The organism is Halopseudomonas sp. (assembly GCF_041579695.1).
In the GTDB taxonomy this organism is placed as follows: Bacteria; Pseudomonadota; Gammaproteobacteria; order Pseudomonadales; family Pseudomonadaceae; genus Halopseudomonas.
The window spans coordinates 1-15211 of record NZ_JBFGFI010000071.1 but is presented as its reverse complement, the minus strand read 5'-3'; the positions used below and the strand labels follow the sequence as shown (position 1 = coordinate 15211).

General features: G+C 59.9%; 11 protein-coding genes. 6 read left to right on the top strand and 5 right to left on the bottom strand.

All coding sequences use genetic code 11. The features are described from left to right. Positions 1-434: 434 nt before the first annotated feature. From ABYA88_RS12440 to ABYA88_RS12425, 4 genes are all read left to right on the top strand, one after another. Positions 435-2096 (top strand): long-chain-fatty-acid--CoA ligase, encoded by a 1662-nt coding sequence (locus ABYA88_RS12440; protein ID WP_373187660.1) that lies wholly within the window; start codon positions 435-437, stop codon positions 2094-2096. Positions 2097-2192: 96 nt separating this feature from the next. Then, positions 2193-2855 (top strand): NAD(P)H-binding protein, encoded by a 663-nt coding sequence (locus ABYA88_RS12435; protein ID WP_373187659.1) that lies wholly within the window; start codon positions 2193-2195, stop codon positions 2853-2855. A 147-nt stretch (positions 2856-3002) separates the two neighbouring features. After that, on the top strand, positions 3003-4607 hold the full coding sequence (locus tag ABYA88_RS12430; protein WP_373187657.1) for a response regulator: 1605 nt from the start codon (positions 3003-3005) through the stop codon (positions 4605-4607). A 101-nt stretch (positions 4608-4708) separates the two neighbouring features. Next, a complete protein-coding gene (locus ABYA88_RS12425; RefSeq protein ID WP_373187663.1) occupies positions 4709-5341 on the top strand; it encodes a sensor histidine kinase in 633 nt (210 codons plus the stop codon). Between the two features lie 15 nt (positions 5342-5356). Here ABYA88_RS12425 and amt read toward each other — a convergent pair whose 3' ends face one another. The 4 genes from amt to ABYA88_RS12405 form a co-directional block, all read right to left on the bottom strand. After that, a complete protein-coding gene (amt, locus tag ABYA88_RS12420) occupies positions 5357-8743 on the bottom strand; it encodes an ammonium transporter (protein WP_373187655.1) in 3387 nt (1128 codons plus the stop codon). A 188-nt stretch (positions 8744-8931) separates the two neighbouring features. Next, complete coding sequence (locus tag ABYA88_RS12415) at positions 8932-9957, bottom strand: NADP-dependent oxidoreductase (RefSeq protein WP_373187654.1); 1026 nt, start codon at positions 9955-9957, stop codon at positions 8932-8934. 158 nt (positions 9958-10115) lie between these two features. Further along, positions 10116-11180, bottom strand: coding sequence for a GGDEF domain-containing protein (locus ABYA88_RS12410; protein WP_373187652.1), 1065 nt, complete (start codon positions 11178-11180; stop codon positions 10116-10118). 73 nt (positions 11181-11253) lie between these two features. Next, positions 11254-11796, bottom strand: a complete 543-nt coding sequence (locus tag ABYA88_RS12405; protein ID WP_373187650.1) for a gamma carbonic anhydrase family protein — start codon at positions 11794-11796, stop codon at positions 11254-11256. A gap of 124 nt (positions 11797-11920) precedes the next feature. On the opposite strand from ABYA88_RS12405, the gene prlC reads away from it, so the two are divergent. After that, positions 11921-13966 (top strand): oligopeptidase A, encoded by a 2046-nt coding sequence (prlC, locus tag ABYA88_RS12400; RefSeq protein ID WP_373187661.1) that lies wholly within the window; start codon positions 11921-11923, stop codon positions 13964-13966. Further along, positions 13963-14226 carry a YheV family putative zinc ribbon protein gene (locus tag ABYA88_RS12395; RefSeq protein ID WP_373187649.1) on the top strand — a complete coding sequence of 88 codons (264 nt, stop codon included), beginning with the start codon at positions 13963-13965 and terminating at the stop codon, positions 14224-14226. The genes prlC and ABYA88_RS12395 overlap by 4 nt, the downstream gene beginning before the upstream one ends. 4 nt (positions 14227-14230) lie before the next feature. Here the strand turns inward: ABYA88_RS12395 and ABYA88_RS12390 are convergent, their stop codons facing one another. Next, a complete protein-coding gene (locus ABYA88_RS12390) occupies positions 14231-14878 on the bottom strand; it encodes a hypothetical protein (RefSeq protein ID WP_373187648.1) in 648 nt (215 codons plus the stop codon). Positions 14879-15211 lie beyond the last annotated feature (333 nt).

Genomic DNA, 15211 nt, shown 5'->3' with positions numbered 1-15211 from the left:
TGGCGCCGGCCTCGTGCTCCTTGATAGCGCCAATGATCTGTTCTTCGGTGTATCGCGTCTTCTTCATATCGAGATCTCCATCGTGCTAGGTTAGCTGGAAATCTCATCGAGTTTATGGTGCGGAATTTGGGGGAAAGGTCACAACTAGCCAGATAAGCAGCCGCGAGGGTTCCAACCGCCGCAGAATCGGGCCGGCAAGAAGAGCGGGCAGCGCATGTACATCGTGTAGGGGCATGGACTCTCGGACTGGCTGGAAAGCGATGGGTTCCCAGGTGCAGAATGGGAGAATATTACGTGCAGGTCTGCTGCGCCACTTCAACGACTGTGCCGGCGCTTATGACCGGTCAACACCATGGCTGTTGTCCATTCCCAGCCACCTGTCACCCCGCTAGCCTGCATGCCTCGCTTTCCGTCCGCCCAGGAGACACCCAGCCATGTTCGACCGCCACTACAGCGTCTGGCCCGACCAGGTACCGCATTTTCTCGAGCTGCCCAAGACCAGCCTTTACAGCAATCTCTCCGTCTCGGCGCTCCGCTATCCGGAACACCCGGCGATCCTCTATTACGGCACTGCGCTGAGTTATGCCGAACTGGAGCGGCAGGCGCAGGCCATGGCGGGTTATCTGCAACAGGCCGGCGTCAAGGCCGGGGATCGCGTGCTGCTGTATATGCAGAACTGCCCGCAGTTCGTCATCGGCTTCTATGCGATTCTGCGCGCCAACGCAGTCGTCGTGCCGGTCAACCCGATGAATCGCAAGGCGGAGCTGGAATACCTGATTGCAGACACCGAGGCGACCGTAGCATTGAGCGGTCTCGAACTGCTGGACAATTTTGACGGGCTGATCGGCACCGGCTCGCTGCGCGAGGTGATCGCTTCGGCCTACAGCGAATATGTTATCGAGCCCACCACCCTCGACTTGCCCGATGCCGTACTGCTGAAGGAACCTGTGCCGCAGCGGTCCGGCGTCAGTAGCTGGCAGAATGCGCTGGCCGCGGGCCATGAACCCGGACCATTGAGCGCCGGACCGGACGACAACTGCGTGATCCCTTATAGCTCGGGTACCACCGGCAACCCCAAGGGCTGCGTGCATACCCATCACAGTGCGATGGCGACCACGGTTTACTGCTCGGTGTGGGGCAATGCACAACATGACAGCGTGCAGCTGGTATCGGTACCGATGTTCCATGTGACCGGCATGCAGGTGTGCATGAACGGCGCGATCTATATCGGCGGTACACAGGTAGTAATGACCCGCTGGGACCGCAAGGTGGCCGCACAACTGATCCAGGATCACCAGATAACCGGCTGGCGCAACATCTCCACCATGGTCGTGGACCTGTTGTCGGAACCCACCATCGACGACTACGACCTGAGCAGCCTGAAAGGAATCGGCGGTGGTGGCGCGGCCATGCCCGCCGCGGTCGCTGCAAAGCTGCAAAGCAAGACCGGCTTGCAGTATGCAGAGGGCTATGGCCTGTCGGAAACCATCAGCGCCACCCACATGAACCCGCCGCAGGCGCCAAAACCGCAATGTCTGGGTATTCCGATCATTGGCGTGGATTCACGCATTATCGATGTCGATACCCTGCAGGAAGTTGGCGTAGGCAAGACCGGCGAGATCGTGATGCACGGGGAACAGGTGTTCGGCGGCTACTGGCGCCGTGAGGACGCCACAGCGGGAGCCTTTATCGAACTGGATGGCAAACGTTTTTTCCGCTCCGGCGACATCGGCTATTACGACGAAGACGGCTACTTCTATCTGGTCGACCGGGTGAAGAGAATGATCAACGCGTCCGGCTTCAAGGTCTGGCCGGCCGAAGTCGAGTCATTACTTTACGGCCACCCGGCGATCCGTGAGGTCTGTATCATTTCCACTCCCGACGAGCGCCGCGGTGAAACCGCCAAGGCGGTGGTGGTGCGCGCTGCCGGGCATGAAGATGTAAAGGCAGAGGAGATCATCAGCTGGTGCCAGGAGAACATGTCGGCCTACAAGTGCCCGAAGCAGATCGCCTTCGTCGATAGCCTGCCCAAATCACCAACGGGCAAGATTCTCTGGCGTGCGCTGCAGGAAGAGGAGTGGGCTGGACAGGACTGAACGGAGACATGGCTGCGGATGCGATAAAAGTGAACGGGGCGGGAAAGCGTCTGTCACTATAAACGTTCTTGCACCCTGCATTACGATGGAGCAGCCATGACCGAGCGATCCACAAAAACCCTGCTGATCCTGGGCGGTACCGGGCTGGTGGGCAGCAACCTGATCGAGGAAGCGTTGGCCAATCCGCTGGTTGGGCGCGTTATTGCGCCCACCCGCCGCCCGCTGGTAATCAGCGACCGACTGCTCAACCCGCTGGTCGACTTCGATCAGCTGCCGGCTGATGCACCCTGGTGGCAGGCAGATGCGGTGCTTTGCGCGCTGGGTACAACGCGCAGCCAAGCTGGATCGAGGGCCAGGTTCCGGCGAGTTGATCATGATTACGTGCTGCAGGCAGCCACCTACGCCCGGCAGGCCGGAACGCCTGTTTTCGTGTTCAATTCGTCGATGGGAGCCAACCCGGATTCGCGGTCCTTTTATCTGCGCACCAAGGGCCAGACTGAGAAGGATCTGGAGGCGCTGGGTTTCAGCTCCGTGACTCATGTGCGACCATCGTTGCTGGACGGTGGCGCCCGGCCCGACTTCAGGTTGGCAGAAAGCATCGGCCTCTGGCTGGCAAGACGCCTTGAGCCGCTCATCCCGCCAAGGTACCAGGCAGTGCTTACCCGCGATGTTGCAGCCACGATGCTTGCTGCCGCACTGAAGCCCGAGCCAGGCACCACCGTGATAGAGTCGGACAGCATAGAGCGCCATACGCCCTAAAGGGGGAGACAGCGGGCATTTATTTTGTCAATCTGGTGACGCCATTTTAATGACTTTTCTTTCTTATAGTGGCACTTTGCCTTACTCTGGCCTGTCGAGCAGACAGCTATACTGCTGCATGACGCCTGCGGCTGAGCGGATACAGATATGATCGACTACAGTAAGAAACGTTTCCTGGTGGTAGATGATTTTTCCGAGTTCCGTACCTCGGTAACAGGCATGTTGCGGCTTATGGCAGTAAAGCAGGTGGATGCCGCAGGCCGCGGCGAAGATGCCATCGCGATGTGCCGTAATACTGCCTACGACGTGATTCTGCACGATTACAACCTGGGGGCCGGCAAGAATGGACAGCAGGTGCTCGAGGAGCTTCACCACGCTGGACTGATCAGCCCGCACTGCATTTTCGTGATGTGTACCGCCGAGAGCAGCCAGGCGATGGTCATGAGCGCGCTGGAATGCGAGCCCGATGGCTATCTGACCAAACCCTTCAACCGGGCCAGCTTGCAACAACGCCTGGACAAACTGGTGGAACGCAAGCTGGCGCTAAAGCCAATCCTCGACGCCCAGGCAAAGCATGACGACAAAGCCGTGCTGGCTGCCTGCGACCAGGTAATGGAATCGAACAAGCGCTTTGCACCGCAATGTCTGCGCCACAAAGCTGCGGCCCTGAAGGCTCTACGCAAGCATGCCGAACTCGAAGCGCTACTCGCCGAGCTGATTGCCGATCGCCCGATGCCCTGGGCGCTGGTGATGCTGGGCAATCACTGGCTGGAACGCGGCGAGCTGGACAAGGCGGAAGACGTGTTCAGCTCCGCCGCCAGTCAGTTCCCGATGCTGCCTGCATTATTCGATGGCCTGGCGGCGGTCCATGCTGCTCGCGGCGCTTCGGCCAAGGCCCAGGAATACCTGGAACAGGGTCTGCGCATCTCCCCCAACAGCCTGCAGCGCCAGCACGAGATGGGCAAGATGGCCAAGGCCAATGGTGATTACGACAAGGCGGTACGCGCCTTTCGGCAGGCGGTAGATCTGGGCCGTAACTCACAGTTTCGCGACCCCGAGAACCACCTGGGCCTGGCTTCCAGCCTGAATGAACAGACAGGCGATGCTGCGCCCGGTGGCAAGGTGCTGGTCGAGATCCGTCAGACGCTGGACGATCTCGGCAAGGCCTGGAAGGATGATCCGAAACTGGCAGTGCGGGCCAACCTGGTGCATGCCAGCGCGCTGATCAAAAGCGGCGATAAGGCGACGGCAGACAAGCTGGTGGCGGACGCCAGCGCGAAGATGGCTGCCCTGCCAACGTTCTTTTCCGCGGAAACCGCGCTGGAGGTTGCCGCTCAGCTGGAACAGCTCGGCCATACCGAGTCAGCCGAGTCGGTTCTGGCCACTTGCGCGGAGATGTATGGCGACGACAGCAAGATCATGGATGCGATTGCCAGCCAGACCAGCAATCCCGACATTCTCAACGCTGGCGTGCAGGCCCAGGCATTGAATCGCGAAGGCATCAAGGCGTACCAGCAACAACAGTTCCCCCAGGCGCTCGACCTGTTCCGCCAGGCCCGCGACCTGCAGCCACGCAATATCAGCTTCGCGCTGAATACGTCCCAGTCGCTGCTGCGAGTGCTGCTGGCCGAGCCCGATCCGCAGCTGAAGGCCGAATGCGAGGCATGCCTGGCACAAGTCAACAACATGCCGCCAACAGACCATCGCCATGGGCGCTATGAAAAACTGTGCAAGACGGTGGCCGGGCTGTGAGCGACGAAGAACAAAGAGTCGCGTCTGAAGTGGATGGGCCTGGCGTGCATTCCACCGGCGGCCTGGATTTTTCCACGGTGATCGCCTCTACCGTACACGACATGAAGAATTCGCTCGGCCTGCTGATGCAGGCCTACGAACGCTGGCTTGGCGAATTGCCGCCCGAGCTGAGCGAGACTGCCGAGCGCGGAATGATCGAATACGAGTCCATGCGTCTGAACGGCATGCTGGTGCAGATGCTTGGCCTGTACAAACTGGGGGTAAACCAGTTGCCCATGCGGCCAAACTGGCTCGAGGTCGAGGACTTTCTGCAGGAGCAACTGGCTCGCCACGATGAGATCCTGCGCTCACGGCATATCGAAAGTACCTACGAAGTCGAGGAAGACGGCCTGATGGGCTTCCTGGATACCGAGCTGGTGGGCTCGGTTGTGGGCAACGTGATCAACAACTCGATCCGCTACGCGCAGTCGGCGATCCACCTCAAGGCCTGGACCGAAGACGGCCAGTTGGTCATCTCGATAAGCGACGATGGGCAGGGTTACCCGCCCAGCATGATCGAGAATCAGTCCGACTACGTGCTGGGCATCAACATGAGCACCGGCAGCACCGGGCTGGGCTTGTACTTTGGCCAGCGCATCGCCCAGTTGCACCAGCGTAATGGTGTCCAGGGGCATATCGAACTGCGCAACGACAGTCCGCTCGGCGGCGGTGAGTTCCGCATTTACCTGCCCTGAAATCATGCATGCCACTCACCGCGGCATCATGCGCACCCCCTCGATATCGGTCAGCGGCTGCGGTCGGCCCAGGTGATAACCCTGAGCGTAATCGACCCCCAGCTCCCTCAGGTTGGCAAGAATACCCTCGCTTTCGACAAACTCGGCAACCGTCAGCAAACCCATTTCATGACCGATGGTATTGATCGATGAGACCATTGCCCGCGCAATCGGATCAGTCTCGATATCCTTGACGAATACCCCGTCGATTTTCAGATAGTCCACCGGCAGCGTCTTCAGGTAAGCAAACGAGGACAGGCCCGAGCCAAAGTCATCCAGCGCGAAACAGCAACCGATCGACTTGAGCCGCCGCATGAAAATAACCGCCCGACTGAGATTGGCTATCGCGCTGGTTTCGGTAATTTCAAAGCAGATGCACTGCGGCGGCACGCTATGGCGGGCCAGGGTTTCCAGCACGAACTCGAGGAAACTGTCCTCCCCCAGGGAGGCTGCCGCCAGATTGATGGAATAACTGCCCGGGTTGTCCGGATGACGCCGGCAATAGTCGCCAACCCAGGCAAGAAAATTGCCGACTACCCAGCGGTCGATCGCGGTGGCCAAGGCATACCGCTCGGCCGCCGGCATGAAGGCCCCCGGCGGAATCACGCTGCCATCCTCAGCCAGCAGCCGCACCAGCACTTCATAGCTGGAGCTGCTCACGCTCCCCGCGATCGGCACGATTGGCTGCACGTAAAGACGCAGCAAATCTTCGTCGAGCGCCTGCCGTATGCGATTGACCCATAACATCTCACCGCGGCGTTCAAGCAACTGCTCATCATCCGCCTGGTAGATGTGGATACGGTTGCGACCGGCATCCTTGGCCGCATAACAGGCACTGTCGGCGGCACTCAGCAGCCCGGCAAGGGTTTCGCCCGGGGCTATCTGTACCAACCCGATACTCACGCCGATTGCGAACGCCTTGCCCTCCCAGCTGAACCGGAACTCTTCTACCTGGACACGCAAACCGTCAACAATCGGCAGAGCTTCTTCCAGCGTACACCAGGCCAACAGCAAGCCAAACTCGTCACCGCCCAGGCGCGCCAGCACGTCGCTGCTACGAACGCGTGTCTGGAACATCTTGCTGAGCTGGCGCAACAACTCGTCGCCCGCTGCATGCCCGCAGGTGTCGTTGACGATCTTGAACTGATCAAGGTCCATGTAGCACAACACCTGCTCACCACGTTCAGCCGCGGGCAATGCCAGGGTGGCTGCAAGACGCCGCTCGAACTCGGCCCGATTGGCCAGCCCGGTGAGCGTATCGTGGGCCGCCTGGTGCGACAGCTCACGGGCCAGTCGACGGTTGACGGTCACATCCCGGAAGGTCAGCACCGCACCGATGATCCGGCTCTCGGCATCACGGATTGGCGCGACCGCGTCCTGGATGGCCACGTCACTGCCATCGCGACGACGCAGGGTAACACCCGCGCCATCGGGTCCGGTCAGCGGTTGACGGTAGCGGCGCAACAATGCTGTCACCGGGTTGCCCAGTGCAGCACCGCTGACCTCATCGAATAACCGGTAAACCTCTACCAGGGGTCGGCCGGTGGCCTGACCGCGCTCCCAGCCGGTCAACTTTTCCGCAACCGGGTTGATATAGCTGATGCGGCTGTCCGGTCCGGTAGTAATTACGCCATCGCCAATCGAGGCCAGTGTGACCTGGGCAAGCATCTTCTCCTGGTACAACTGCTGCTCGATCCGCCGGCGTTCGGTAATGTCGCGGATCATGCAGGTCACTGCCCGATCATCAAACGCGCCCCGGCTGACGGTCAACTCGGCGACGAATTGTTCGTGGCCGTTACGGCTGAACAGAACTTCCTGCCTCAACTCGCCGCCGCTTTCCGGCCGCGGCAGACCTGGCCAGTTATCCTCTGCGACCAGCCGATGCAACGGCTGGCCTAGCAGTTCGGCTGAAGAAAGCCCGAAGAGCCTCTCGGCTCCGGGATTACAACTGGCCAGGACGCCGTCCGGCGAGCAGGTGACAATACCGTCGCGGATATCCCGAATGATCGACTGGGTAGTGCCCACAGCGCTTTGCAACGCGCGTATCACCTTGTTGTACTGACCGGCAATCTGCCCCACCTCGGTGAACGGCTCGACGGGAACCTCGCGGGCAAAGTGGCCGTCGTGCTGATGAGTGGCCATCGCTTCAAGCAGCTCGACCAGCTCTGTCCGGGCGCCGTGTTCGGACACATTGAGACCGGTGCGCTCTTCTTCAGGCGTCACCCGCAGGGGCAGCCAGCGATTGATCAGCTTAAGCACAATCCAGGCCACGCCAAATGCCCAGAGGCCGGCAACGATCACCCCCTGCCCCTGCACCAGTAATTGCTCCCACCGGCTCAACCCCGTGCCTAGCAGCTGCATATCGGCAAACAGGGCCACCGCCAGGGTGCCCCAGATACCGCTCGCCAGGTGGACCGGCACTGCACCGACCGCATCGTCGATGCGCAAACGAAACAGCAGCCGGTCGGCCAGGTACATGATGACGCTGCCGATCAGACCGATCACCAGGGCCGAGCTGGCATCCACCACGTGGGCGCTGGCTGTGACAGCCACCATCCCGGCAATCAGGCCGTTAAGTGGATAGACCGGATCAACCAGCCGCCAGCGCAGCCAGGACAACAGCATCCCACCCAGAATGCCCGCCATACCTGCCAGTACCGTGTTGGCAATGATCCCCGGTACGCTGTGATCGAAACTGAAGGTGCTACCCCCATTGAAACCAAACCAGCCAAACAGCAGGAGCAGGGCGCCGAGCATCGCCAGGGGCAAGTTCGAGCCGGGCAGGCTGCGGCCATTGCGATTCACGTCGAATCGTCCTTCGCGCGGCCCGAGCACCAGAATGACTGCCAGTGCAATCCAGCCGCCCACACCGTGTACCACGGTAGCGCCGGCAAAATCGACGAAGCCTTTTGCGGCCAACCAGCCGAGGCCGTCGCTGAAGGAGCCCGCCCAGGCCCAATGGCCATACAGCGGGTAGATCAGACCTGCTGCAAGGGCGGTGACCACCAGATAGGCACTGAAACGCATGCGTTCGGCTGCAGCGCCCGAGACGATGGTGGCCGCCGTGGTGCAGAACATCGCCTGGAAGAGAAAGAAGGCTGTCTCCCAGGTGTCGGTAAAGGGCAGCATGGTGAAGCCACTACCGACCCAGCCCAGCTCACTTGCACCGAACATCAGGCCAAAACCGAATAGCCAGTAGAGGATGATTGCCACGCTCAGGTCGGCCATGTTCTTGACCGCCACATTGATGGCGTTCTTGCTGCGCGTCAGCCCGGCTTCAAGACACAGAAAACCCAGCTGCATATTGAATACAAGCCCGGCACAAAGGACCACCCAGAGTACATCCAGCATGTCTAGCGGCATCGCGACACCTGCAAGCCAAAACGGCTATGGCACTTTGATGGCGCGCAGATACACCTGGAGCACCACAAAAGCGCATGATCGATGCGCCAGAGTGCGCATCGGCTCGATACAGTGCAGGGGGATGCAGAATGTGTACCACTCTGGCCGGACGACAGGACGCCGCCCGGCCTGACAGGAAGGCGTGCTGATCAGTCGGCGACGTGAACCAGTTGCTTGCCGAAGTTCTTGCCCTTGAGCATACCCTTGAATGCGCCAACCGCATTGTCCAGGCCTTCAGCTAACGTCTCGCTGTACTTGAGCTTGCCGGAGGCAATCTGCTCGGCGAGATGGGCAGTTATTTCCTGGTGCTGATCCTGCCATTCGGTAACCAGGAAGAAGCGGTGCTCGGGCTTGTTCTCGCCCATAGCGCCAAACACGTGGAAGGGCGTCTCGACCTTGCTGGCATCCTCGGCGTTGTAAGCTGAAACGTAACCGCAGACCGGTACCCGCGAGCCCTTGTTCAGCAGCTTGGCGACCGCACGGGTAACCTCACCACCGACGTTCTCGAAATACACATCGATACCGTCCGGGCAGGCAGCCTTCAGATCAGCTTCCAGATTGCCGGCCTTGTAATCCACGCAGGCATCAAAGCCCAGCTCCTCGACCACATAACGGCACTTCTTTTCGCCACCGGCCACGCCTACTACGCGACAGCCCATCTGCTTGGCAGTCTGGCCGACCACGGTACCCACCGGACCCGATGCGGCAGATACCACAACAGTCTCACCCGCCTTCGGCTTGCCCACGTAGGTCAGGCCGCAATAACCGGTACGCCCCGGCATGCCGGCAACACCCAGGTAGGCCTGCAGGGGCACGCCCTGATCCTTGATTTTGTAGACCATCGGTGCATCGCCTGGGATGATCGAGTATTCCTGCCAGCCGGAATAGCTGGTCACTACATCGCCTACCGCATAGTTGGGCGATTTGGACTCAATCACACGACCGACACTCTCGCCGACGATTGTCGCACCGATTTCAATCGGATCCATGTAACCCTTGCTGTCATTCATCCGCGGGCGCATGTATGGGTCTAGCGACAGCCACAGGGTCTTGAGCAGTACTTCGCCGTCTTTCAGCTCGCGCACCGGCTCTTCACGGATGACCAGGTCATCATCGGCAATTTCACCCTGAGGGCGTTTGTTGAGTACCACTTTGCGGTTGGTATGGGCAGTCATGAAAGGCCTCGAATAAACAGAACAAATTTAGAGGGCTGGTTAGCCCGGACCGCTCGATGATAGACCAGCACACGCGGATGTCACGATTACAGCGGTACTATTCACCGGGCTGATTCCAGGATAGTTGGCAGCGCGAAACTCCGCCCAGGGATGACTGATCAAATCTCGTCCCGGGCAATCAACAGGTTCCGCCCCTTTGCCTTCCCCCGGTACAGCCGGCGATCCGCACTGCGATAAAGTGCCCCCGGGCTATTACCGTCAACCGGCCATTCAGCCAGGCCAAAGGTAGCGGATAGGGTGATGCTGTGCCGTTCGTGCTCAAGCCGGTTGCTGGCGATCCGGTTGCGCAGGTCCTCGACCAGATGGATCGCAGCATCGGTATCGGTATTACCCAGCACGATGCCGAATTCCTCTCCACCCAGCCGACCAATGAAGTCGGTTGCGCGCAGACGCTCCGCAAGGCAATCGCAAATATGCCGTAATGCTGCGTCTCCGGCATCATGCCCCCAACGGTCATTGACCTCCTTGAACAGGTCCACATCCAGGACCACCAGCACAAAAGGCGCATGGGTCCGGGTCGACTCCCTGACGCTGCGGTCCAGGTGAGCCTGGAAATGGCCCCGGTTGGCTACGCCTGTCAGTGCATCGGTCTCTGCCATGCTCTGCAACGCACGCTGCGCCGCCGCCCTGCGTCCCTCGTACAGGTGGACGAACACCAGAACCAATAGACCGCACAGCAGAGCATTTCCCAGATCGATCCACCCCACTGGCGTTTCCGGCACGCCGAAGCGCAGCATGTAAGCCAGCGCAGTCAGTGTCATGACAGGCGCAGCAAGCACAAACCCTGCCTTCCGGCCCAGCAACAGATAGGAAAGTATCGGGACCAGATAGATCCAGACAAACGCGGTGGCGGACGCGTCAGGCATGCTTACGATATAGATCAGAAATCCGAAAAGCGGTATCAGGTATATGTAGACCCATCGGACTACATTGCGTGCACCGGAAACCTGCCATGCGGCCCAGAACAATGCACAGCTCGCAGCCAGCTCGAACGCGGCAAGCAGGTAATGGCCCTCCAGGGCCTGAAGCATGCAGAAAAAAACCATGGTTAGCGCGGTAACGACAAAGATCAGGCGCAATAGAGAGCGCTGATCGGCATCTGCCAGGCCACTTGCCTCCGAAGGCTGCCCCTCGGGGAGAATGCGGTCGCTCAACTCTTGCATAGGACTGTTCCGATGTTACCGGCTGGTGGGGTTTCCCCTGAGTGTAGCAGCGCGGCGGTGGCTCAGCGGGTGATCATTCGGCGCCAAGAGCGTCGATATGTTCATTCTTGAGACGAACGTAGTTGCCTGCGGTGTAGGTAAAAAAGCTGAGCTCCTTCTCGGTCAGCGGTCGGACCTGTTTTGCCGGACTGCCCATGTACAGATAGCCGGACTCCAGCGTCCGTTGGGCCGGTACCAGACTGCCGGCACCGAGAATGACCTCATCTTCGATCACCGCCCCGTCCATGACGATACTGCCCATACCGATCAGCACTCGGCTGCCTACGGTGCAACCGTGCAGCAGTACCTTATGGCCGATAGTGACATCGTCGCCGATCTGCAGCGGATAACCGTCGGGATTGAATGGCCCGGCATGGGTGATGTGCAGCACACTGCCATCCTGAACGCTGGTACGTGCACCGATGCAGATACTGTGCATGTCGCCACGAATAACAGTCTGCGGCCATACCGAACAATCATCGCCCAGCTCGACGTCACCAATGACTACAGCCGTCGGGTCGAGAAATACCGCCTGACCAAACACCGGCTGCTTGCCGCGGAACGCGCGAATCTTCATGGCCTTATCTCCATTGGGGAAAGCTCTTGATACCATTAATAAAAATGACTGGCCGTGCGAAAGCGCCAGATGTTTCATATCATGATAGCCACTGAATACAGACGCACCCAACAGGATGTCCAAAATCATGTCCAATCCCTTGCTGCAACCCTACGACCTGCCGCCCTTCAGCAGCATCCGTGCCGAGCACGTGAAACCTGCCATCGAGCAGGTACTGGCAGACAGCCGGGCCCTGCTCGCGAACCTGCTGGACAACCCGCCGCAGAAATGGACCTGGGCCACGCTGATCGAGCCTCTGGATGAAATGGGCGAGCGACTGTCGCGCGCCTGGTCTCCGGTCGGCCACCTGAATGCGGTCATGAACACGCCTGAATTGCGCGAGGCATACAATAGCTGCCTGCCCTTGCTGAGTGAATTCAATACCGAGCTGGGTCAGAACCAGAAGCTGTTTGAAGCCTATAGCCAGATTTTCGAAAGCAAGGATTTTGCTTCTCTCGACCAGGCGCAGCAGACCATTATCGAGCACGCTTTGCGCGATTTCCGCCTGTCCGGCATTGCGTTGCCGCAGGCCCAGCAAAAACGCTATGGCGAGCTGAAGCTACGCCTGTCCGATTTGCAGAGCCGGTTCTCCAATAATGTGATGGATGCCACGCAAGCCTGGAGTCGGCACATCACCGATGCAAGCGTGCTTGACGGCCTTCCCGAGTCGGCCATGGCGCAGGCGCGCCATGCGGCCCAAGGCAAGGAGCTCGACGGCTGGCTGATCAATCTGGAGTTTCCCAGCTACTTCGCGGTCATGACCTATGCCCATGACCGCGCGCTGCGTGAAGAAGTCTACACGGCATACTGCACCCGCGCGTCCGACCAGGGGCCCCACGCCGGAGAGCATGACAATGGCCCGCTGATTGACGAGATTCTGGGTCTGCGCCAGGAGCTCGCGGAACTGCTCGACTATGCCAACTATGCCGAGCTATCGCTCGCCACCAAGATGGCCAAGAGCACCGATCAGGTGGTCGGGTTCCTTCGCGACCTGGCACTGCGCAGCAAGCCATTTGCCGAGCAGGATCTGCAGGCTTTACGCAATTTCGCTGCCGAGCAAGGCTGCGTCGACCTGCAAAGCTGGGATGTCGGCTATTTCAGCGAACAGCTGCGCCAGCATCGCTACGCGATTTCCCAGGAAGAGCTCAAACCCTACTTCCCGATCGACAAGGTGCTCCAGGGCATGTTTGGCGTCGTCGAGAAACTGTACGCCATCGAGCTACGCGAAACGCAGGACTTCGATCGCTGGCACCCCGACGCCCGGCTGTTCGAGGTCATCGAGAACGGTCAGGTCACCGGGCAGTTCTTCCTCGATTTGTATGCGCGCAGCCACAAGCAAGGCGGCGCCTGGATGGACGGCTGCCGCGATCGCCGGCGCCTGCCGGGCGGAGCGCTGCAGCGGCCGATCGCCCATCTGGTATGCAATTTCACTCCTGCAGTCGGCGGCAAGCCGGCATTGCTGACCCATGATGAGGTCACCACGCTGTTCCATGAATTCGGTCACGGTCTGCACCACCTGCTGACCCAGGTCGATTACCCTGCCGCATCGGGTATCAATGGCGTAGCCTGGGACGCGGTCGAGCTGCCGAGTCAGTTCATGGAAAACTGGTGCTGGGAACCGGAAGGGCTGGCGCTTGTTTCCGGTCATTATGAGACCGGCGCAGCGCTACCCCGGGACCTGCTGGACAAGATGCTCGCTGCCCGCAATTTCCAGTCCGGCCTGGGCATGCTGCGCCAGATAGAATTCTCGCTGTTCGACTTCCTGCTGCATCGCCATGAGGAACCGGGCCAGAATGCTCAACAGGTGCTCGACAAGGTACGCGATGAAGTGGCGGTGCTTCGCCCGCCAGCATTCAACCGGTTCCAGAACAGTTTTGGTCACATTTTCGCTGGCGGCTACGCCGCGGGTTATTACAGCTACAAGTGGGCAGAGGTACTTTCGGCCGACGCGTTCTCGCGCTTCGAAGAGGAGGGCGTGCTCAACACCGATACAGGCCGGGCCTTCCGTGACAATATTCTTGCCCGCGGCGGCAGCCGCGAACCAATGGAACTGTTCGTCGCGTTTCGCGGCCGTGAACCGAAAATAGATGCCCTGCTGCGCCACAGCGGGCTCAGCGGAGAAGCCGCATGAGTGACAGAGCCGTAATCAAGCGATTTATTGCCGGTGCAGTCTGCCCTGCATGCACTGCAATGGATACTATCCGCACTTTTGAGGAGGACGGCCTGCCGGCGCGTGAATGCGTCAGCTGCGGCTACGCCGACACCCTGGACGAGCGCGGCAACGCCGTACCGCGCGAAGTGCCTACCCGGGTCAGCAAGCCCAAGCCCGCTGCGGAAACCAAAGCCCAGACAGTGCAGTTTTTCCCCAACCCGAAACTGAAAAAGAAATAACCGCTCAGGAAGCGTCGCGCAGTCTGATCTCCATGCCCAGCTGCTCAGACATGCACGGCCATTCCTGCCAGAGTGAGCGACGACCTTCGACGTTCATGCGCTGCTTGTATTCGCTGAAATCCGGCCCCTCGAAAACGCTATCGGGCACCAGGCCATCGACGGTCACCTCGACCAACGCGTCCAGTTCATTGGCAAATGGCTCTTCGAGCAGATGATGCACTATCAGGCTCGCACGCGTTGTATCCAGCGGCACCAGCTGTCCGCCACCATGGGACAGGTAGCGGTCGTTGACCTCCTCCAGCAACCGGTGTGCCAGGTAAGCTTCGTCGAGCAGAGCCAGCAGACCACTGTGGTCCGAGGGCAAATCGGGTGGCTGCAGGAAAAACGTCTCGGCCACTTTCATCACCGGCAGCAACTGAGGACCGATCCGGGCTTTGGTCGCCACCGCCAACGCCGCCTCGAGAACGTCGGGGACCTGCCCTATGTAGCCGCGCACGAAGCGCATCAGTTTCTCAACGTCATTGTCGCCTACAGCCCCGATCGCTGGGTGCAATGTAGGCAGCCGCTCCTGCAGCCAGGCGCCCAGGGTAGATTCGGCCGTCTCGTGCTGCTCAGCCAGGCGGATACGCTCGCGCAATGCGATTATGTTCATCGAAGGCTCCGATAACGCCAGCAAGGCAGGGGCTGGCAGGAAAAAGATTCAATCTATCAGTCAAGCTAGCAGAGCGTAATGATATCGTCAAAGTGGCTCGCCCGCGAGGCAATAGAACCAATTGGCAAGCTGCGCCCAGCCCCCTGTAATGGCAGTTGAGAGGCGCGTTCATTAGCACAAACCCCGGCCGGCAATATTGACAAACAGCAAAAAAAGAGCCCGATAGGGGATTGCCATGAGACTTGTCAGGTCTATACTCAACCGGTCTGGCAGTTTTTTGGGGGGCCAGTCGCCAGATTCACTCCCGCATCGCAGGGGCGAAAATGACGGCAT